14 protein-coding genes, 1 tRNA gene and 1 pseudogene are annotated in these 20,752 nt (G+C 52.6%); 3 read left to right on the top strand and 13 right to left on the bottom strand.

Annotated elements, in window-relative coordinates; genetic code table 11:
* Positions 1-122 precede the first annotated feature (122 nt).
* Together sppA and ansA are read left to right on the top strand one after the other, a co-directional pair.
* Entirely contained in the window at positions 123-1,976 is a 1,854-nt protein-coding gene (sppA, locus tag SAMA_RS08985) for a signal peptide peptidase SppA (protein ID WP_011759836.1), read from the top strand.
* A 164-nt stretch (positions 1,977-2,140) separates the two neighbouring features.
* Entirely contained in the window at positions 2,141-3,154 is a 1,014-nt protein-coding gene (gene ansA / locus SAMA_RS08980; protein ID WP_011759835.1) for an asparaginase, read from the top strand.
* A gap of 54 nt (positions 3,155-3,208) precedes the next feature.
* Here the strand turns inward: ansA and SAMA_RS08975 are convergent, their stop codons facing one another.
* The 7 genes from SAMA_RS08975 to SAMA_RS08945 form a co-directional block, all read right to left on the bottom strand.
* Positions 3,209-3,502 (bottom strand): YeaC family protein, encoded by a 294-nt coding sequence (locus SAMA_RS08975; protein WP_011759834.1) that lies wholly within the window; start codon positions 3,500-3,502, stop codon positions 3,209-3,211.
* Positions 3,499-3,816: a hypothetical protein gene (locus SAMA_RS08970; protein ID WP_011759833.1), complete on the bottom strand. Its 318-nt coding sequence runs from the start codon at positions 3,814-3,816 to the stop codon at positions 3,499-3,501. Before SAMA_RS08970 ends, SAMA_RS08975 begins: the two co-directional genes overlap by 4 nt.
* 5 nt (positions 3,817-3,821) lie before the next feature.
* Positions 3,822-4,949, bottom strand: coding sequence for a M14 family metallopeptidase (locus SAMA_RS08965; protein ID WP_011759832.1), 1,128 nt, complete (start codon positions 4,947-4,949; stop codon positions 3,822-3,824).
* A 111-nt stretch (positions 4,950-5,060) separates the two neighbouring features.
* Entirely contained in the window at positions 5,061-5,735 is a 675-nt protein-coding gene (locus tag SAMA_RS08960; protein ID WP_011759831.1) for a response regulator transcription factor, read from the bottom strand.
* Between the two features lie 178 nt (positions 5,736-5,913).
* Positions 5,914-7,701: a DUF885 domain-containing protein gene (locus tag SAMA_RS08955; protein ID WP_011759830.1), complete on the bottom strand. Its 1,788-nt coding sequence runs from the start codon at positions 7,699-7,701 to the stop codon at positions 5,914-5,916.
* A 618-nt stretch (positions 7,702-8,319) separates the two neighbouring features.
* Entirely contained in the window at positions 8,320-11,364 is a 3,045-nt protein-coding gene (locus SAMA_RS08950) for an efflux RND transporter permease subunit (RefSeq protein WP_011759829.1), read from the bottom strand.
* The gene (locus tag SAMA_RS08945) at positions 11,364-12,437 is read right to left on the bottom strand and encodes an efflux RND transporter periplasmic adaptor subunit (protein WP_011759828.1); all 1,074 of its coding nucleotides are present in this window, start codon (positions 12,435-12,437) and stop codon (positions 11,364-11,366) included. The genes SAMA_RS08950 and SAMA_RS08945 overlap by 1 nt, the downstream gene beginning before the upstream one ends.
* A 226-nt stretch (positions 12,438-12,663) precedes the next feature.
* Between SAMA_RS08945 and SAMA_RS19760 the strand changes: the two are divergent.
* A pseudogene (locus tag SAMA_RS19760) lies at positions 12,664-12,872 on the top strand (IS5/IS1182 family transposase); the annotation flags it as partial.
* 283 nt (positions 12,873-13,155) lie between these two features.
* On the opposite strand, the gene SAMA_RS08940 reads toward SAMA_RS19760, so the two are convergent.
* The 6 genes from SAMA_RS08940 to SAMA_RS08915 form a co-directional block, all read right to left on the bottom strand.
* Positions 13,156-13,243: transfer RNA gene (locus tag SAMA_RS08940), tRNA-Ser, on the bottom strand.
* 353 nt (positions 13,244-13,596) lie between these two features.
* Entirely contained in the window at positions 13,597-15,597 is a 2,001-nt protein-coding gene (locus SAMA_RS08935) for a methyl-accepting chemotaxis protein (RefSeq protein ID WP_011759827.1), read from the bottom strand.
* Positions 15,598-15,764: 167 nt separating this feature from the next.
* On the bottom strand, positions 15,765-16,832 hold the full coding sequence (nadA, locus tag SAMA_RS08930) for a quinolinate synthase NadA (protein ID WP_011759826.1): 1,068 nt from the start codon (positions 16,830-16,832) through the stop codon (positions 15,765-15,767).
* A gap of 155 nt (positions 16,833-16,987) precedes the next feature.
* Positions 16,988-18,571 (bottom strand): dihydrolipoyllysine-residue acetyltransferase, encoded by a 1,584-nt coding sequence (locus tag SAMA_RS08925; protein ID WP_011759825.1) that lies wholly within the window; start codon positions 18,569-18,571, stop codon positions 16,988-16,990.
* A 9-nt stretch (positions 18,572-18,580) separates the two neighbouring features.
* Positions 18,581-19,558, bottom strand: coding sequence for an alpha-ketoacid dehydrogenase subunit beta (locus SAMA_RS08920; RefSeq protein WP_011759824.1), 978 nt, complete (start codon positions 19,556-19,558; stop codon positions 18,581-18,583).
* A gap of 3 nt (positions 19,559-19,561) precedes the next feature.
* The gene (locus tag SAMA_RS08915; protein ID WP_011759823.1) at positions 19,562-20,740 is read right to left on the bottom strand and encodes a thiamine pyrophosphate-dependent dehydrogenase E1 component subunit alpha; all 1,179 of its coding nucleotides are present in this window, start codon (positions 20,738-20,740) and stop codon (positions 19,562-19,564) included.
* Positions 20,741-20,752 lie beyond the last annotated feature (12 nt).

Raw genomic sequence — 20,752 nt, 5'->3', positions numbered from 1 at the left:
CCTGTGTCGAGTATAAGCTCAACCGTCCAGCCCACTGAATGTTAAAAACCTTTACAATTGCATTTCGCCGCAATGAGTTATTTGCGGTAGCATATGCCCAGCGTCAACTATAGGAGTGCTGAATGGCCAAAAAACCCCTGACAACAAAAAACACCCTGCTTCTTATCTGGAATACGATAAATTTCGTTCGTAAGCTGATAATTAATATTGTATTTTTTCCAATTCTTATTCTGGTGTTGATTGTTGGTATCGTCGCTTTAAGCACAGAAGATGAGCTGCGTATTGAATCCGGCAGTGCCTTGGTGTTGGACCTATCCGGCAATCTGGTTGATCAGGCCAGGCGTGTCGATCCGCTAACCCAACTTATGCGTCAGGGCAATCAAAACAGCGAAGACACTGAAGTCCTGCTTTCAGACGTGCTTTATGTCATCGAAAACGCGACCCATGACGAACGCATCGGCGCTATCGTGCTCGATCTTGGCAATATGCGCGCCGGGATCAGTAAACTCACCGCTGTGGGCGAGGCTCTGAACGGTTTTCGTGAGACAGGTAAAAAGGTCGTGGCTATCGGCGATTGGTACAGCCGCAGTCAGTATTTCCTCGCAAGTTATGCAGATGAGATTTACCTCAATCCCCGTGGTGAAGTCTTTATCGACGGTTACGCCGCATATAACCTCTATTTCAAGTCGGCTCTGGAGAAACTTAAGGTTAACACCCACGTCTTCCGCGTAGGTACCTATAAGTCAGCGGTTGAACCTTATATCCGCGACGATATGTCACCGGCGGCAAAAGAAGCCACCCAACTCTTGATTGACGATCTCTGGGGTAGCTATGCCGACACGGTTGCGAAAAACCGCGGCATCGAAACCGGTGAACTGGTATTGGATGCGGACACTTATCTTGCTCGCTTGGACGCCAACGACGGTGACAGCGCTGCGCTTGCTGTTAAGCAGGGTTGGGTAGACGCCCTGATGAGTGACGAGGCGTTTCGCTCCGCCATGGTTGAACTCGTTGGCGAAGACAAAGAAGAGCACAGCTTCCGTCAGGTGGGTTTCCACGAGTACCATAAACTGGTGAAACCTCAGCCACAGTTTATGCCGGTAGACAGCGTGGGCGTTATCGTTGCCAAAGGCACCATACTCAACGGTTTCCAGGCGCCTGGCGACATCGGTGGCAAGAGTACATCCCAGTTAATTCGTGATGCCCGTTTTGATGATTCCATCAAGGCCTTGGTGTTACGTGTAGACAGCCCCGGCGGAAGTGCCTTTGCCTCAGAAGAAATACGCCAGGAGCTTCTGGCACTCAAGGCAGCGGGTAAACCTGTAGTGGTGAGCATGGGCAGTATGGCGGCCTCCGGGGGTTACTGGATTTCAGCCAGCGCCGATTACATTTATGCCACGCCCACGACGCTTACAGGCTCCATTGGTATCTTTGGCTTGATGACCACTTTTGAAGACTCATTGGCAGCCATTGGTGTGCATGCCGACGGGGTCGCCACCAGTGAATGGGCCGCACACTCACCCTTCCGTCCGTTGTCACCCAAGCTTGAATCGGCCATTCAGCGCAATATCGAGCGCGGTTACAAGGAATTTATCACTCTGGTCGCCAACGAACGCGACATGACGCTGGAACAGGTCGATGCCATCGCTCAGGGTCGCGTGTGGAGCGGTAAAAAGGCGCTGGAACTTGGCCTGGTAGACGAGATTGGTGATATGCCTCAGGCACTGGCCAAAGCAGCCGAACTTGCTGGCATGGCGACCTTTGACATTCAGTTGATTGAACAGCAGATGTCGCCAGAAGAGCTGTTTATTCAGGAAATGTTTGCCTCTGTGTCGGCCTGGCTGCCACAGCAGACACAACAGAGTGACGTGGTGCAATCCTTGCTGCGTGTTTGGACCAGGACGTTGCAGGAAATCGCCCGCTTTGACGACCCCAAGGGGGTATACCTCTACTGCGAATATTGCCAGCTGCAATAGCTGCAATAAGTCAGCGCTGAACAGTAAAAGCCCGGCTCATGCCGGGTTTTTCTTTGGCTGTCTTACTTTATCAGTGAATTTTTAACTGAATTAGCCCCTGAGGTTTCGTTTAGGCGAAGGGATCCTTATAATTCGGTCAAAATCAAACAGCAGTCACCTCACCCATGAAAAAGCCCTCCATTTATGTCGCCTACACCGGCGGTACCATCGGTATGCAGAAAACCGCCAATGGCTTTGCGCCCGTTGCAGGATTTTTGACCCAGTGTGTCCAATCCATGCCGGAGTTCTATCACGAAGAAATGCCGGAGTTTGTGATCCACGAGTATGACCCGCTGATTGATTCATCCAACATGTCGCCGGCACATTGGCAGATGATTGCCGATGATATTCGCAACAACTATGGCAAGTACGATGGCTTTGTCATCCTCCATGGCACAGACACCATGGCCTACACTGCGTCAGCGCTGTCCTTTATGCTGCAGGGGTTGGGTAAGCCAGTGATAGTCACCGGCTCGCAAATCCCCCTCGCCCAGCTTCGCTCAGACGGGCAAACCAACCTGCTGAATGCCCTGTATATTGCCGCCCGTTATCCGGTTGCCGAAGTGTGTTTATTTTTCAATAACAAGCTATTTCGCGGCAATCGCACCACCAAGGCACATGCCGATGGATTTGATGCCTTCGCCTCGCCAAACTTCCCCTTGCTGCTCGAAGCGGGGATCACCATTAACCTGAAGGCCGGCAAAATCACCCGTGAAGCCACTGGACAGCTGGAGGTTGCCTGTATTTCACCGCAACCTGTGGGTGTGGTGACACTGTACCCGGGTATCTCTACCGATATCTTCATCAACGTCCTGCAGCAGCCGGTGAAAGCGCTGATTTTACTGACCTTTGGCGTAGGCAACGCGCCTCAGGATCCAGCACTGCTTAACACACTCAAAGAAGCAGACGAACGGGGTGTGGTACTGGTGAACCTGACGCAGTGTTTCCAGGGGAAAGTGAATATGGGCGGCTACGCAACCGGTAACGCCCTCGCCCGCGCCGGTGTTATCAGTGGCGCCGACATGACCATCGAAGCCTGTCTCGCCAAATTGCATTTCCTGCTGTCTAAAAATCTGCCGCCGGCAGACATAAAAGCTGCCATGCAAACCAATCTGGTGGGTGAACTCACCAGCGATTAAACAAAAAAGCCGGTCTCAGACCGGCTTTTTTAGCTTTACCGCTCACTGAGCAGATCAGATTTCATCGTTACTGAAGGTCGCGATGGTTTCACCACCGAAATCCGAAGCCATACGACGTTTCAACTCGCTTTTGGAGAGCTCATTGATGCTGCCACCGCGGGCGATGGTGAAATGTTCGTCCTGGTCAAGCATCCGGGCCTGGTACAGCATCACGACCTGCATGGCATTTTCACGCTGGGCTTCGGTCAGTACACTGCCATCTTCCCATTTGCCAAGCTCAACGGCCGAACGCATGCGCTCGTATACTTCCAATGGCATCTCATCAATCAGCTGATTCAAGTCTTTCATACACTTTTCCGCTTATTTATCACCATCTGGACTCGGGTGACCAGATAGCCAACAAACCCCAGGGTCAATAGCACTGCACCGGCCGTCAGACGCACACCTTCGGGCTCTTCTCCGCCCCAAAACAGCACCACTACGCCACCGATAAACAGGGTCATGGTGATGAAACTCTGGTTCATCAGGCGCTGCGACTTTTTGATCTGCGCAATCCTCAGCGCCGACTCATTGTCACCTGCTGATGAGGTGCTGCAGTGTGGACACTGGGGCGCCTTACTCGAGATCCGTTTATTGCAGACAGGACATTGCACTAACGCCATAAGAATTATCTCAGCTTGTCTACAACCGCCAGCATGGCTATGAGTGACGCCTCACCCAATTGCTGACTGCGTTCAGGGGACCAACCCACAAAGGGATCCTGAAGATTGGCGTTGTCTTTAAACGGCATTTCCAGGGTGTTGGACAGGCAATTGAATGTCTGGGCTACCCAGTTGGACGCCACCGTCAGATTGGCTTTGCCCGGCGCATCTTTGGCATAACCAAATTCAGTTTGGAAATCGGCACTGGCAAGGCTCAGCACATCGGTGAATTGCTGTTGCAAATCGGCCAGACGAGCATCCCAGCAAGGTACGCCTTCTGCGCCAGCTACAAAGACATAGGGCAAACCTTCATCACCGTGGACGTCATAGAAAAGGTCAACGCCGGTTTCTTTCATGCGATTAACCACATAAAAAACTTCAGGGCTGCGCTCAAGGGATGGGGCTTGCCATTCACGGTTCAGGTTTACGCCTTTGGCATTGGTACGCAGATGGCCACGCACGCTGCCATCAGGGTTCATATTGGGGACAATGTAAAAGTTGGCTTTATCCAGCAGCGCCTTGGCGGTGGCGTTTTCACGGTCGAGCAAGCGGTTTAGCAAGCCTTCCACCAACCACTCTGCCATGGTTTCACCGGGATGTTGACGGGCGGTGATCCAGATATTGCGCTTGTTGCTGTCGCCATCACCCACTTTAACCAGGGTCATGTCACGACCATCCAGAGTAAGCCCCAGATGTTCAAGGTCGACCAAAGGATGCATTTGCACTGCGGCGAGTAAATCTAAATGACGTTCGTAGCTGTATGGGGCGAAATAGGCAATTTGGATACTGCTGCAATCCAGGGAGACATCAATGGTGAGTTTGCCATCCTGAAATTGCGTGGGTAAACGGAACCAATTCTGGCGATCGTAGCTGCCCACTGCCTGATACTCGTCCCAACCTTTCGGATAGGATGCCGCAGCGGCGTTAATGATATTCAGACGGAAATGATTTCCGACTTCGCCTTCCATCCGAAAGTTAAACCACTGATAGAACTCGCCACCTTCGTCTGGACGAATCGCCAGTTGAATGTCGTTATGATCGTCAAGGCTGACAACCTGAATGTTGCCACCGTCAAAATTGGCGCTGATCCGCATCTGCTGTTCCTGCTCTGTGTGTAGGATACATGCCCGGCGATACCGAGCCTGAAAGATGCCCTAGAATACCCTAAAAGCAACCGTTCTTGAATGCGTTGCGGCCAATTCTTACTAACAACAGGCGAAGCTGTACCCCTGACCACGAACCGTATTTATCATGCTGCGCGGCAACTTGGTTTGTGCAAGCTTACGGCGGGTATTACTGATATGCATATCAAGGTTACGGTCAAAACGGCCAAACTCTTTCTGCAGCACACTACGTTGCAGTTCGGCCTTGGTCACGACCTGCCCCTTTCGTTCAAACAAGTAGCGAAACAATTTAAACTCGGTTTGGGTAAGCATGACTTGCCGGTCGCCAATACCGATTGTGTAGCGTGTTTCATCAAAGTGAATGTGGGTGTCTGCTTCTTTGTGTGTCGGTACATCCTGGCGTTTCAGCCTTCGGGCCAGCGCCTGGATGCGTACGATTAACTCTTTGATGCTGAATGGCTTGGTCAAAAAATCATCGGCGCCCAACTGATATCCACGAATTCGCTCTTCTTCGCTGTCGAGTGCGGATATCACAATCACGGGTAACTGGTTTCTCCGTTGCATTAACATGGAAAATCCGTCCATTCCCGGCATCATCAGATCCAGAAGAATAAGTTCTGGCGTATCCTTTTCCATCAAAGTAAGGGCTTCAAAGCCATCGGTGGCAACAGATACACACAAACCTTCCCGCTCGAGAGCCTCGGTTAGCAGCTCCCGAAATCCATTGTCGTCTTCGACCAAGAGTATTTTATTCACGATTCAAATCTAAATGCGAACGGTTGTTATTCACATTAGCATGATATTAAGCCTCAGCCAAGTAGATTTGCCACTGTTATGTGACCTTGGTTCTGAATGTTAGCGCTATGTTATATATCGCTTTTTCTTCACAACAAAAAGGGCCGCGATGCGACCCTTCTGTTTGTAAAGATGCTGGTTAGTTCACCATTAACTCTCGGATATATTTGACCGGCGCACTGCCAAAGCTCAGGAAACGCTCATGGAATGCTTTCAAATCAAAACTCTCGGGAGATTTGGCTTTGAGCTCTTCTCTGAAGTCGTAGATTTCCCGATACCCGGCGTAATAGCTGGTCAGCTGCACCTGGCTTAGGGTCGCCCGGCGCCATTTGCCCGCCGCTTCAGCCTCTTGTTGGAAGGCCTCTTCCATCATCAGCGTCATGGCCTCTTCCTGTGTCATGCCCTTGACCTGAATACTGTAATCCAAAATGGTGTTGGCAATCACCCGCAGGTTCCACTTGTAATACATCAGCCACATTTCAGGTTCAAAGTTGCCATATCCCTCTTCCAGCATCATCCGCTCTGTGTATACCGCCCAGCCCTCTACCATAGCGCCATTGCCAAACAGGCTCTTAATCAGACTGGGGGACTCGTTGGAATACACCAATTGCGTGTAGTGGCCCGGAATCGCCTCGTGGATATTGAGCACCTGCAAAATCCAGTGATTGTATTCACGCAAATATGACTCGGCAGATTCGTCCGACATCCCATCCAGCGGAGTCACGTTGTAATAGGTATTGCCCCCTTTGTCATAAGGTCCGGGGGCACTGATAGAGGCGCCGGCGTAGCCACGCATGTATTCCGGTGTCTCGCGTACCACCAGTGGTTTATTGGGGTCGAGCGTAATAAGCTGTTTATCATTGACGAATTTAACCAGCTCTGGGATTTGCGCCCTCACCTCATTCACAAAGTCTTCACGCTTCACGTGCTTTGCCGACAGCTTATCAATCAGCATTCGCGTCGCGACCTTTGAGTCGTCGGGCATTGTCTCAGTGAAGTACTTGCTCCAAATCTCCTTGGTGATCCTGGCCATTTCAGCATGCACCCGCACCATATCGGCGCTGGCTTTATTGTAAAGCGCCTTGGCCGTCATACCCGACTGTATATCCAGGGCAAATTTTTCTTCGTAAAGTGCTTCGCCAATACGAAAATCACGGGCACCATTGACCTTGAGGTTATTGCTCAGGGTTTCGAGCCAAATGATATGCTCATTTATCGCTGAAATTGCGGCATCAAAACGCTGTTTAAACAGTGTTTTCTCGGCATCCGTAAGGCCAGAACTCTCCACTTTTGCAATAAGCTCATCGTTAAAAACAGAGAACGCACCCTGATTCTGCAGCAATGCAAGCTCGGTGTGTTCCAGCGTCGGATTTTTGATATTTTTTCTCGCCGCTTCATAGTAGGCGGGTACATTCTCAAGACGAGATACCACAGAGCGCAAACGTTCATCCAACGGCGCAAAATCTTCATTGATGATTTGTGCAAAGCCACCTGCCACATTGTAACCGGAAGGATCCCACTGCCAGGCACGAAAACGGGTTTGTTCCCACTCGACGCTATTGAGCAGATTTTCAATCAGGCGGTAATCAATCAACTCACTGGTGGAGAGATTTTTTGTGTTGAAGGCCTGTAGCATCTCACGCTGGGAATTAACAAACGCGAGGGTTTTGGCACGCTGGGCCTCATCGGCTACTTCCAAGATGCCATCGTATTTGTGATAACCGCTGTAGAGTGCCCAGGTCGGAGCCACTTGCCAGAGGGAATCGATAAAGGCTTCACTGAAGGAGGCAAAAGATTGAGTCTGTTGGCTTGTGACACTACTGGCAGTGGCATGTTGTACATGACCACTTGAGGTGGTGCTATCTGTGCAGGCGCCAAGAGACAGTGCGGCCAGTGAAATGGCGAGGGCTAACGTAGTTTTTTTCACAGCGCATTCCTTTCAGTCCTTCTAAGGGACTTTGATGAATAAAGTCCCTAAGTAAACCATTAAATTGCCGTGAATTTAAGTCAGTACATTTCTTGTTACGAATTTTGCGCTTGTCTGAACGGAATACCAAATCCTGAGCGGATAAAAGCTGCCAGAAAGTGCTGATTTGATCCTCAAACGTACCCAAAGCAAAAAAGGGAACCAGTAAGTTACTGATTCCAGTTCATTAAATGTGGGAGGGAGGAATAAGACTTATCCACTCAATTAATTGATTTTAAATTAAATATAAAATTTAAAGGCATTACTGTAAGCATTACTTTGCGCCATCGCTACAACGCTTTCTCATCACTGACCACAAGCCAGAGCCTACTACTGAAGGCTAATCATTCGAACAATTTCAACGTAAACATGACCATATGCCATACCAACACTATGTCTTCTGAACTCAGTAAAGGGGCGGCACATCTTGATTAAACGTGTACAAACATCCCCCAGCCAAACAGACAGGTACTACTTGTAAAGCAAGCAGAGGTGCAATACGGGTCGAAATTCAGAAAAAAAGAGGGTTTAATCACCCTCTTTATATTACAAAAATTGCCAGCACACTGCTGGGTTGCTTCAGCGCGTGGGTGCCGGTACCCGCAGCAGGGCGGCGTACAGCAGCGGGATCACAATCAATGTCAGGGCGGTGGCAAACAGCAGACCAAACATAATGGTCACCGCCATGCTCTTGAAGAACGGATCCATAATCAGCGGCGCAACCCCGAGTATGGTGGTCAGGGCACCGAGCACCACAGGGCGGGCACGGCTGACCGAGGCCTGCACTAACCCGTCCAGTGGCGCAGCGCCGGCGCGGATATCGCTGTCGGCCTGATCCACCAACACAATCGCGTTTTTCACCATCATGCCAATCAGGCTCAAAAAGCCGAGAATGGCCATAAACTCAAACGCGGTGTTAAACAGTACCAGCCCCACCACCACGCCTATCACGGCCAAGGGCACAGTGAGCCAGATAACCAGCGGCTGCCTGAGCGCATTGAACATAAACACCACGGCCAAGATCATCGCGGCAAAGCCAAACGGCGCTGACGAGGCCAAGCCTTCGTTGGCATCGTTGGAGGCCTTGTACTCACCATACCAGGTAAGCCGATAACCCGGTGGCAGCGCAATGGCTTCAATCTCAGGGCGAACTCTGTTAAACGCTTCGTTAGTGAGCACGCCCGGCGCGGGATCGGCCTGCACCAGAATGGTGGGCTGGCGATCGATGCGGCGAACAATGGCATCCTGCCACTCTACGGCGATGTCGCTGGTCATTTCACTGAGCGGTACCTGACGACCGGCAACCGGGCTGTAAACCTGTAGGCTTTCAATGGCACGCTCAAAGCGGCGTTCACTCTCGGGCGCGCGCACCACCAGCGGAATGAGGTCATCTCCTTCGCGGTAGGAGCCAATCGTAGTACCACTGAGCATTTGTGTCAGCGCCTGATTCAGCTCCACACTGGTCAGCCCCAGTTGCTGCACCACCGCCTGATCGTATTTGGGCACCAGCACAGGCACCTGCTGGCGCCAGTCATCCTGCACCGCAATCAGCTGAGGATTTTGCAACATCAGCGCCTTGGCCTGCTCGGCCAGTTCACGCAGTACCCTTGGGTCTGGGCCACTGAAACCCGCCTCGATTTTCTTACCGCCGCCGCGGCCAAGCATAAACTTCCACACCTTGATGGAGGCATCGGGATAGTTTTCAGAGAGTTGCTGCTGCAGCTTTACCACCAATGCCGCAATGTTCTGATAATCATCCACATCTATCAGCAGCTGGCCATAGGCCGGGTTACGCGGCTCGGGGGAGTAAGTCAGCATAAATCGAAGACCGCCGCCGCCAGTAAAGCTGGTAATGCCGGTCACAGCCGCCTCTTTGGCCACCTCATCGCTGATACGGCCAACCACGGTATGGGTGTAGTTGATGTCAGTACCCTGAGGTAAATACACATCCACCACAAACTGCGGCCGCTGTGATTCGGGCATAAAGCCCGGAGGAACCAGACGCATGCCAAACAGTGCCAGCGCCAGCAGGCCAATCAACCCCAGTCCGGTCAGGATGCGGTTGCCAAGTACCCACATCAGCATGGAGCGATAGGCGCCGAGTACCTTGCCCTCGCTCTGACCAGCAGCTTGTTGTTTAACCTGCAAAAATTGATGGCACAGCAGCGGAGTAATGGTGACCGAAAACACCCAGCTCAGCAGCATCGAATAGAGGATGACCCAAAACAGCGAACCGGCATATTCGCCCATGTCGCTGGGCGACAGGCCAATGGCGCTGAACGCCAGAATGCCCACCACAGTGCCACCAAGCAGCGGCCATACGGTGGCATTAACCACCTCGCTGATGGCTTTTTCACGCTCTTCCCCCTGCTGCAGTTTTACCAGCACGCCGTCGGTCACTACGATGGCGTTATCCACCAGCATCCCCAGAGCGATGATGAGCGCGCCAAGGGAAATGCGCTGCATGGCAATGTCGTCCATCAGCATGATAATCAGGGTGCCAGACACGGTAAGCAGCAGCACAAAGCCGATAATCACCCCGGAGCGCACCCCCATAAACAGCAGCAGTACCACAAACACAATCACCACGGCGGCGATGAGATTGTCGACAAAGTTGGCCACCGAGGCTTTGACCGAATCGGATTGCATGGAGACGACATTCAGCTCCATGCCGATGGGGCGCTGATTTTCAAGCTCGGCCAGCCGCGCCTTGACCGCGTCGCCCATGTTGACCACGTTGCCGCCGCTGATGTTGGAAATACCCAGCCCGATGGCGCTTTCGCCGTTGTAGGTCATCATCAGGCTCATGGGCTCTTTATAGCCGCGCACCACATTGGCCACATCACTGAGGCGCAGGATCTGGCCCTGATTGCCAAGACCAAGGGGCAGGTTTTTGAGTGCATCCAGGCTGCTAACCGCTGATTGAGGGATCACCGGCAGGCGCATATTGCCAGCAGGCAGCTCACCCGCCACAGTCACCAGATTCTGCTTTTGCAATACCGAGAAGATTTGCTGGGCATTCATGCCAAGGGCAGCGAGGCGCTCAGCCGAGAACTCGAGATAAATTTCTTCCTGGCGATTGGCCATGATGGCGGTTTTGGCCACTCCGTCCACCAAAGCCAGCTCTTTACTCAGAAAGTCGACATAGTCATACAGCTGCTTATCGCTGTAACCCGGACCCGTGACGGCATAAAACAGGGCGTAAACGTCAGAAAAGTCGTCGTTAACTATCGCAGGCCCTGCCCCCTTGGGCAGTTGCCGTTGGGCATCGCCGATTTTTCGCCTCAGCTTATCCCACACCTGATCGAGCTCCCCCTTGGAGCGGGCAAACTGCAGGTCGATTTCAACCGTCACTTCCGACATGCCCTGCTTGGAGACCGACTTAACTTCTTTCACTTCCTGAAGCGCCTGTACCGCCGACTCAATCACATCGGTGACTTCGTCGGCCACCTCTTTGGCGGTGGCGCCGGGATAAGGGGTGATCACCACCGCCTGACGGATGACAAATTCAGGGTCTTCAAAGCGCCCCAGTTGTTGGTAGCTAAGGTAGCCCCCAAGCAGCAGCAAACAGATGATCACCCAAACGCTGGTGCGTTTGGCAATCGAATAACGGGCGATATCCATCAGTTAGACTCCCCCGACTGCATTGGGTGAACCTTCATTCCTTCTGCCAGGGCGTGAACGCCTGCCACGACAATTTTATCACCCGGGCTTAAACCCTCGGTCACCTGAATTTGGTTACCCAAAATATTGCCAACACGGATGCTGCGCTTGGCAACACTGCTGTCGGCATTCACCAACCAGACAAACTGGCTGCCGGTATTTGAAGGCACCACCGCATCCACAGGCACCAGCAGATGCTGGTTTTGCGCGGCGCTGTCCATCACCGGATACACCTTGGCGCTCATGCCCGGCAACAGATTGGCGGCGCTTGGGTCATCAAAGCCCAGCACGACCTGATAGGTTTGCGATACCGGGTCGGCATCGGCGGCGTAGTAGCGATAGGTCAGGCCAAAACGCTGCCCGGCCAGGCCTTCGATTTCTGCCACCGCCCGCTGACCGGCATTGGGCTCAAGAAACAGTTTGCCGGGCACATTGATCATCACTTCCAGATTGGCAGGATTGTGCACAACGTAAACCGGCTGATTGGGCTGCACCGTGGCAAAGTTATTCACCAGCTTTTGTGCCACTGTGCCATCAAAGGGGGCGTTGAGACTGGCGTTGGCCAAATCCTGCTGCGCCTTGGCAACCTTGTTGGCGGCCAGATCGCGCTTAACTTTAAGCTGATCCAAATCGCTGCGCGAGATAGCCTGACTGGTCGAGAAAATTTTATTGCCACGGTCAAAATCGGTTTGCGCCTGCTTAAATTCAACATTGGCAGAATTGAGCGCGGTTTTCAGCTCCGCATCATCCAGAGTGGCCAGTGTTTGCCCCCGGCTGACCTTATCACCTTCCTGCACCGTCATGCTGGCAAGCTTGCCCGACTGTTTAAAGGCCAGCTCCGCCCGCTCAGCGCTGCGGACAACGCCGGTAAACTGGGTTTGCGATATGCCCTGCGGCTGCAATGTCACTATCATGGCTGGCCGAGAGATGTCGCCGGTTGCTTTGACTTCAACCGGCGCCTGTTCGCAGCCAAGCAGGCCGATGGTGAGTGCCGAAAAGACCAGTGCATGGCGGTAATGTTGTCGCAGTGTCATTCCCTGTACCCCTAAGTAAGTGCTATTGGATAATGCGCTTTGATGCTGCCTGTATAACAACGTATTTAAGTGTCCAACACGCATACTACGCGGTGGACACTGGCATCGTTCAAATTATTTAAAGCTATACCATTAGTAGTAGAAACTTTGCATAAAACCCTATGGGGTGCAAGTGAGTGACCTTCCCCCGAGATTAGCACCTATCTCTTGGTGAGATTTTCCAACTATCTCCGAGAGTCCCGGCTGGATTAATTTATTGAAGAAACACCGGCGCAAGAACAAGCTAACCATCCATTACAAATGCCTGAAGACGAGTATCCGGGCAAAAGTTGAGCATCCAATTTCGATAGTTAAATATCAGTTTGGCTTCGTCAAAGCCATGTACAGGGGCTGGATGAAAATGGCTATTAACTGGCGATGTTCTTTACCATCTAGAACATGGTTCGAGTTGACCAATTGATACGGGCACAGGCGAGATTTACAAAAAACGGTATAAGTGGCCTGAAACAGGAGAAAACCAGCTGAGAGACGATCGTTGGCTGAAAATTGGAAAAAGGAGCCAAAGGACGTTGATTAAGAAGGCGTGGGGCCATATCGGGAAAAGCTAATTAACTTTTTAAACGCATCTGCCCCAAAGCATTTCAAGACGCATTTGCCCCCAAAACGCCCCAAAGCAAAAACGGGAACCAGTAAGTTACTGATTCCCGTTCTTTAAATGTGGCGGTGAGGGAGGGAGTCGAACCCTCGATACGTTTCCGTATACACACTTTCCAGGCGTGCTCCTTCGGCCACTCGGACACCTCACCAAATTGTTATCGTCAGTCAGCTTTTCGCTTTCCCCTGTCGACGGAGCGGTACTTTACGCAAATGCCCCGAATGGGTCAAGCAAAAAGCCAATAAATTTTCTCGTTTGCATACTTGCTGAGCAAAGCGGTGAGATAACGATCATTTTGGTTATTTATCAGAGTATCAAAGGCTTTTCCCGGGCGATGAGATCTGTCTCCGTGGCTGATTTCCGGGACCTAACTCGTTACCAAACACACACGCATCTGCAGGCTTGAACGCAAAATAACAAAAAAGCGGGTTCAAACCCGCTTTTTGCCAGCAGTTTTTACCTATTTTAAGCAGCGTAAATTTTTCTAATTCCCGCGATTGCCAATCAGCCACGACTTAAGGAAAATTTGCTGACTTCTTTACCCATGGCATCAACCGCACTCAGCAAATCGTCATTGATACGCCCCAACTCATCGGCGACCTGATGGGTGTTTTGATAGATTTCACTGATCCTGAGCGCATTGCGATTCACTTCTTCAGCAACAGCACTTTGCTCGTGAGTTGCCGCTGCAATCTGCTCGTTCATACTGTCAATGACACTCACATAGTCCACAATACGTCTGAGCTCTTCACCGGCATGATTGACTTCCTGGACACTGGCCTGAGCCTGAGTTTGGCCGCGAGACATGGCATCCACCGCAACCCTGGCCCCCTCCTTAAGCCGCTCTGTCATGGTGCGAATATCCGTAGTGGACGATTGAGCTCGCTGTGCAAGCGAGCGAACTTCGTCAGCCACAACAGCAAAACCACGACCCATTTCCCCTGCCCTTGCCGCCTCAATAGCGGCGTTGAGAGCCAGCAAATTGGTTTGCTCCGCAATGCCGCTTATTACCTCGAGTACACTCACAATACCCTGAATATCGGTATCCAGCTTGGTAATGGCAATCGCTGCGGCATCGATTTCTGATGCAAGCGCGCTTATTGTTTTTCCTGTGTTACCGACTTCTTTATTACCGGTGCGGGCTTCCTGATTGGCTTTGCCGGATGCGGATGCGGCTTCCACTGCGTTGGATGCAATCTGGCTCACTGTAGCGCTCATTTCAGTCATGGCGGATGCCACCTGTTCGGCCTCTGAGTGGCCCTGTGCTACATCATGGCGCATCTGATTGGAGTGGGATTCCATGCGTTTAACCGCATCTGTTACTTTCAGACTGTTGGTTTTAACCTGGTGTATAACGGCCTCAAAATCATTCATCATGCCGTTAAAAGCATTGCCAAGGCTCCCCAATTCGTCGGTGCTGTCCAGCGTGATTCGGGTCGATAAATCGAACTCTTCACGGGCTCGACGCATCTGATTTTCTATATGGACCACGGAGCGATTGAGATACCCCATGACCGATAGCCCCATCATCGCCACGAGGAACAAAACAACCGCAAGCGCAGACATCATCAGCATCATATGCCAATTGGCAGTCTGAAGACGGGCATCGGTGAGTTCATCAAGACTCTTTGCCAGCACATTTTCAACACTGTAGAGCAAGTTAATCCGCCCAGTTGATGCCTTAAACCAATCTTCGGGAGAGGTTTTGGCGATGGCTTGATTGTCCTGACTTAAAGCCAGTTCTCGATAACGGCTCACTTCGGCAATTTCAGGACTCTGCAACGTCCGTTGCCATTCGCGGCGCCACTCGTCTGAAGCGAGCGCATCGAAACGCTCTGCGTAGGTATCCTGTTCTGACATCAATCTCACGGCTCGGGTATACACTCCGGGTTTGAAACCGTCGTTGCCAAAAGTAGAGGAAAGCACTGCTCTTTCTATCCCGGCACGCTCTTTCATTTGCAGATAAGCACTGAAGGCAGCAGACGCCACGGCGATTTTCTTATCTGCGCCTTCATGAACTATGTCATCGACTATACCGAGCAGGCGCTTATTAAGGCCTGTGTAATAGGCGACTTCGTCTGCCACTGAAATGCTCAGGCCATCCACCTGACCACGCATGCTTGCCAGTCTGCTCAGTTCAGCTGCCGCCCCCTGCACCTCATCCTGCACATGGCTGGCGAACTGCTTTCCCTTCACGTATTGGGTGAAAGTGCGCAATTTCTCATCGGTCAAACTACGTTGTGAAGGCAACTGAGCCTTAAAACTCTGGCCCTTGGAGCCCAAAAAGCCTGCGCTCATGCCGCGCTCTTTTTGCAGCTCATGCACCAGAGCGCTGTTGATGACAGCAAGTTCTGTTAATTGCTGTACATTTTGGAGAGAGTTTGACTCATCTATTTTGTCGTCCAGCAAAATGCCGCCAAAGATGAGAAAGCCCAACAGAGGTGGCATGAATACCAGCATAAGTTTGAGTTTCATACTGAGGTTGGCAATCCATCGCATGTTCATAGTGATTCCCTTTAAACTAATAAAGACGCGCCTGTAGCAAGGGCTTTATGGATTCTAAAAGGGTAAGTGTAGTTGGCATATACCTAATTGGTCTTGGATTGGCTGTAAAAAAACCGCCGAAGCGGTTTTTGTGGAGTGGATCATGTTTCAGCCTGGCACTGTGACTATCAGGCGTTGCCCTTCACCTGCATATTGAGGGTTTTGGCAAAGTCCAGCATACGATCCAGCGGCAGTTTTGCTCTTTCGCGCAGTGCGTCATCAACGAAAATCTCATGTCTACTGGCATCGTCAGCACTGAGCGCTGCTTCAATGGCTTTCAGGCCATTCATGGCCATCCAGGGGCAATGGGCACAACTCTTACAGGTGGCGCCGTTGCCACCGGTTGGAGCTTCAATCAATGTCTTGCCCGGAGCCGCCTGCTGCATCTTATAGAAGATGCCCTTATCAGTGGCCACGATAAAGGTCTCGTTTGGCAAGGTTTGCGCGGCCTTGATAAGCTGGCTGGTCGAGCCTACGGCATCGGCCATTTCCACCACGCTGGCGGGGGATTCTGGATGCACCAGCACAGCGGCATCGGGATACTGTAGTTTAAGCTCCCGCAATGCCTTGGCTTTGAATTCATCATGAACGATACACTCGCCCTGCCACAGCAGCATCTCTGCACCGGTTTGTTTGGCGATGTAGCTGCCAAGGTGTCTGTCCGGTCCCCAGATGATTTTCTTGCCTTCGCTGTCCAGGTGCTCAACGATTTCGAGGGCAATGCTGGAAGTGACTACCCAATCAGCACGGGCCTTTACCGCCGCAGAGGTGTTGGCGTACACCACTACAGTGTGGTCTGGGTGAGCATCGCAAAAGGCGCTGAAGGTCTCGATGGGGCAACCCACATCCAACGAACAGGTGGCTTCCAGCGTTGGCATCAGCACGGTTTTTTCCGGGCTTAAGATTTTGGCGGTTTCACCCATGAATTTCACACCGGCGACGATAAGCGTCTTGGCGGGGTGATCGCGACCAAAGCGGGCCATTTCCAGCGAATCAGATACACAGCCGCCGGTTTCTTCGGCCAGCGCCTGAATTTCAGGATCTGTGTAGTAATGGGCAACCAGCACGGCGTCCCGAGCTTTTAGAAGCGCCTTGATTTTTTCTTTGTATTCCAGCTTTTGCACATCCGACAGCGGAATAGGCTTGGCAGGAAATGGATACTGAATAGGTTCCAGAATGGGGGCTTGCTGACTCATGGTAATTCCAACATCACACAACTTTGGCGCATTATACGAAAACCCGACCAAAAGATTAAGGTGTTTTCGCCCGGGGGCGTCGAGTACGGCCGAATCAAGCGATACGAAAAAACAAAGGACGCCACAGGCGTCCTTTGAAGAAGAGTTGTTTGCTATCAGCGCATGGCGAGCAGCATGTCTTCTGGCTGCTCAAGATATTGCTTCCACAGATTACAGAAGCGGGCAATGGTGCCGCCATCAATCACCCGGTGATCGCCACTCCAGCTTACCTGCATTATCTTGCGGGCCTGAACGCTGCCATCGGCGCCAAAGCGCGGCAGAGTCTGCAGCTTACCCAGTGCCACAATGGCCACCTCAGGCTTGTTGATAATAGGCGTAGCCACAGTGCCGCCCAGAGCGCCAATGTTGGAGATGGAGATGGTACCGCCTTTAAGGTCCGCCGGACTGACACGACCACTGCGGGCAGCGTCGGTAAGGCGGGTGATTTCACGGGCCACATCCAGAATCGACTTGCTCTGCACATCCTTCACGTTAGGTACCAGCAGACCCACCTTGGAGTCCACCGCCATACCAATGTTATGGCTGGCCTTGTAGGTCAGCTCAGTGCAATCGGCATTCACCTGACTATTCACCACGGGGAACTCGGTAAGAGCCAGCGACAACGACTTCATGAAGAACGGCATCATGGTCAGCTTGACATCATCACTGCTGTACTTGGCCTTCATGCGCTCGCGCAGGGCAACGAGTTCAGTCAGGTCAATTTCTTCACAGTAGGTAAAGTGCGGGATGCTGGACACAGAGTCCATCATCTGACGCGCCATCGCCGCTTTCACGCCGCGAATGGGCTCAACCCTGTCATCGGCAGCAGGCAGCACAGGCGCAGATTGAGTTACTGCGGCTTGAGGAGCCGCAGTCTGGGCAACAGGGGCTGGTGCAGCGCCACCCTTCAGGTATTGCTCTATATCCTCTTTATACACACGGCCATGCTTACCGCTGCCGGGTACCAGCGACAAATCCACATCCAGACTGCGGGCCATGCGGCGCACCGCGGGGCTTGCCAGCGCCTTGCCATTTCCATTAACAGCAGCGGTAGACGGAGCAACGCGCTCGGCCTGGTTGGCTGCGGCTGCTGGCGCTGCGGCAGGAGGGACTACCGGATGCTCTGCGTCCACCTCGATGGCATACAGCGGCGCATGCACCTTGGCGAGTTGTCCTTTGCGATAATGCAGAGTGACTATTTTGCCCGCTTTCAGGGCGGGAATTTGTACCAACGCCTTGTCGGTCATCACGTCGGCAATGGGCTGATCTTCTTCAACCGTATCGCCTTCGTTTACCAGCCACTCCACCAGTTCGCATTCCACAATGCCTTCACCAATATCGGGCAGCAAGAAATCTTCCACCTGCTTACCGGCAACGGCCACAGGAGCGGCAACGGGTACGGAATCGTGCGCAGCTTGGGCATTGGCTTCGGCGGGAGCGGCTGACGCATCGGTGCCCTCACCTTCCATTTCAACGGCATACAAGGGTGCATGCACTTTGGCAATTTCACCCTTGGCGTAATAAAGCTTGCTGACTACACCGGCAAACGGGGCCGGAATTTGTACCAGGGCTTTGTCGGTCATGACGTCACAAATCGGCTGATCTTCAGCAATATGGTCGCCTTCTTTCACCAGCCATTCGACCAATTCGCACTCGACCACACCTTCACCGATGTCCGGCAAAATAAAATCTTTAATCATACCGGACTCCTAGAAGTTGACGCTGGCCTTGATGGCTTCAAATGTCTTGAGCGCATCCGGCATGTATTCTTTTTCGTGGATAAGCGGATACGGGGTATCCAAACCACAAACCCGGGCGATGGGCGACTCCAGATACAGGAAGCACTCTTCCTGAATGGTCGCCGCGATTTCGCCGGCAAAGCCACCGGTGAGCGGCGCTTCGTGGTTAATGAGCAAACGGCCGGTCTTTTTCACCGACTCGGCCACTGTGTCCACATCCCAGGGTGACAGGGTGCGAAGGTCGATGATTTCACAGGAAATGCCTTCTTTTTCGGCCATTTCGGCAGCTTTTTCGACGATTTCCATCTGCGCGCCCCAAGCGAGCAGTGTGATGTCTTTGCCCTCTTTCACCACTTCGGCCTTACCCAGTGGCAGCTCGTAATCACCTTCAGGCACTTCGCCAACACTGGCACGGTACAGACGCTTGGGCTCGAAGAACACCACAGGATTTTTGTCGCGAATCGATGCCAGCAGCAGGCCCTTGGCCTGATGTGCGTTACGGGGTACAACCACCTTGAGCCCCGGGGTCTGGGTGAAATACGCTTCAGGCGACTGAGAGTGATAGTGACCACCGGCGATACCGCCCCCATAAGGGGTGCGATACACCAGGCCGCCCACATTGAACTCGTTACCTGAGCGATAACGGAACTTGGCACTCTCGTTTACAATCTGGTCGAATGCCGGGAAGATGTAGTCGGCGAACTGAATTTCGGCCACAGCAGTGGTGCCGTTAGAGGCCAGACCATTGGCAAAACCGGCAATGCCCTGCTCTGTCAGCGGGGTGTTAAAGCAGCGGCCCCTGCCAAAGGTATCCTGCAGGCCGGAGGTCGCGCGAAACACGCCACCAAAATGGCCCACGTCTTCCCCGAACACTAACATGGTCGGGTCTTTTTCCATCGCAATGCGCAGGGCACTGTTGATGGCTTGCAACATATTCATTTCAGCCACGGCTTAGAGTCTCCCTGCAGTTTTTGGATAAGCTTGCGGATACTTCTTCACGTGAGCCTTCAGTGACTCCAGCTGCTTTTTCAGCAGCGGCGTTGGCTCATCGTAAACATCCTCAATGATCTCATCGATGCGGGGCGCCGGGATCTTCTCAGCCACTTTCACAGCGGCCAAGACTTCTTCCCGGTAGCGCTCATACAGGGCTTCATCGTTGGCTTCGGCGAGCCAACCTTTATTAATCATCCACAGCTTGAAGCGTTTCACCGGATCGTGCTCGCGCCACTTGGCCTCTTCTTCCTTGGAGCGATAGCCGGAAGGATCGTCCGAGGTTGAGTGAGCACCAAGACGGTAGGTCATGGCTTCAATCAGCACAGGCGCGTTATGCTCCAGTGCATAGGCGCGGGCCTGCTGGGTAGCGGCGAGTACCGCCAGCATATCGTTGCCATCTACGCGGATAGTATGCATGCCATAGCCCACACCGCGGCTGGCAATGCCGTTACCGGCAAACTGCTCTTCGGTGGGGGTGGAAATGGCATAGCCGTTGTTGCGGCAGAAGAAAATTACCGGAGACTTGAGCACAGCAGCCATGTTCATGCCGGCGTGGAAATCACCTTCAGATGCGGCGCCTTCACCAAAGTAGCAAATAGCCACATTACGCTCGCCCTTCATCTTCAGGCTGTAACCCACGCCAGTCGCCTGTGGGATTTGGGTACCCAGTGGCGATGAAATGGTTTGATAATGCAGCGCTGCGGTGCCGTAGTGAATGGGCATCTGGCGGCCCTTACCGAGGTCTTTTTCGTTACTGAACATCTGGTTCATAAACTGCTCGGTGGTGAAACCGCGATAACGCAGCGCGGCGTGCTCACGGTACTGGGCCAGAATAACGTCTTTCTCATCCAGCGCCGCAACGCTGCCGAGGATGGCCGCTTCTTCACCGGTACAGGTCATGTAAAAACTGATACGGCCCTGGCGCTGTGCGCCCAACATGCGCTCATCCAGCACACGGGTAAACACGCAGGCGTCGTAGATGCGCTGGGCGAGGGCTTCATCGATTTGAGGCAGAACGGCTTGCTCGTAGGGAGTGCCGTCTGCCTGAAGGATCTTGAGAATGGGGATGTGCAGCGACTCCCTGTCGAGGAAGGAGACTTTGTGCACTGTCTCTTGGTTTGTTGATGCGTTGCTCATATTCTGCTCTTG

The sequence above is a fragment of the Shewanella amazonensis SB2B genome, from assembly GCF_000015245.1.
Classification (GTDB): domain Bacteria; phylum Pseudomonadota; class Gammaproteobacteria; order Enterobacterales; family Shewanellaceae; genus Shewanella; species Shewanella amazonensis.
Note: the sequence above shows the minus strand (reverse complement) of the source record. Positions and strands in the feature narration are given on the sequence as shown.

Coding starts and splice junctions, on each gene's coding strand:
- sppA (WP_011759836.1), top strand. CDS start 123: ATGGCCAAAAAACCCCTGACAACAAAAAACACCCTGCTTCTTATCTGG.
- ansA (WP_011759835.1), top strand. CDS start 2,141: ATGAAAAAGCCCTCCATTTATGTCGCCTACACCGGCGGTACCATCGGT.
- SAMA_RS08975 (WP_011759834.1), bottom strand. CDS start 3,502: ATGAAAGACTTGAATCAGCTGATTGATGAGATGCCATTGGAAGTATAC.
- SAMA_RS08970 (WP_011759833.1), bottom strand. CDS start 3,816: ATGGCGTTAGTGCAATGTCCTGTCTGCAATAAACGGATCTCGAGTAAG.
- SAMA_RS08965 (WP_011759832.1), bottom strand. CDS start 4,949: ATGCGGATCAGCGCCAATTTTGACGGTGGCAACATTCAGGTTGTCAGC.
- SAMA_RS08950 (WP_011759829.1), bottom strand. CDS start 11,364: ATGGATATCGCCCGTTATTCGATTGCCAAACGCACCAGCGTTTGGGTG.
- SAMA_RS08945 (WP_011759828.1), bottom strand. CDS start 12,437: ATGACACTGCGACAACATTACCGCCATGCACTGGTCTTTTCGGCACTC.
- SAMA_RS08935 (WP_011759827.1), bottom strand. CDS start 15,597: ATGAACATGCGATGGATTGCCAACCTCAGTATGAAACTCAAACTTATG.
- nadA (WP_011759826.1), bottom strand. CDS start 16,832: ATGAGTCAGCAAGCCCCCATTCTGGAACCTATTCAGTATCCATTTCCT.
- SAMA_RS08925 (WP_011759825.1), bottom strand. CDS start 18,571: ATGATTAAAGATTTTATTTTGCCGGACATCGGTGAAGGTGTGGTCGAG.
- SAMA_RS08915 (WP_011759823.1), bottom strand. CDS start 20,740: ATGAGCAACGCATCAACAAACCAAGAGACAGTGCACAAAGTCTCCTTC.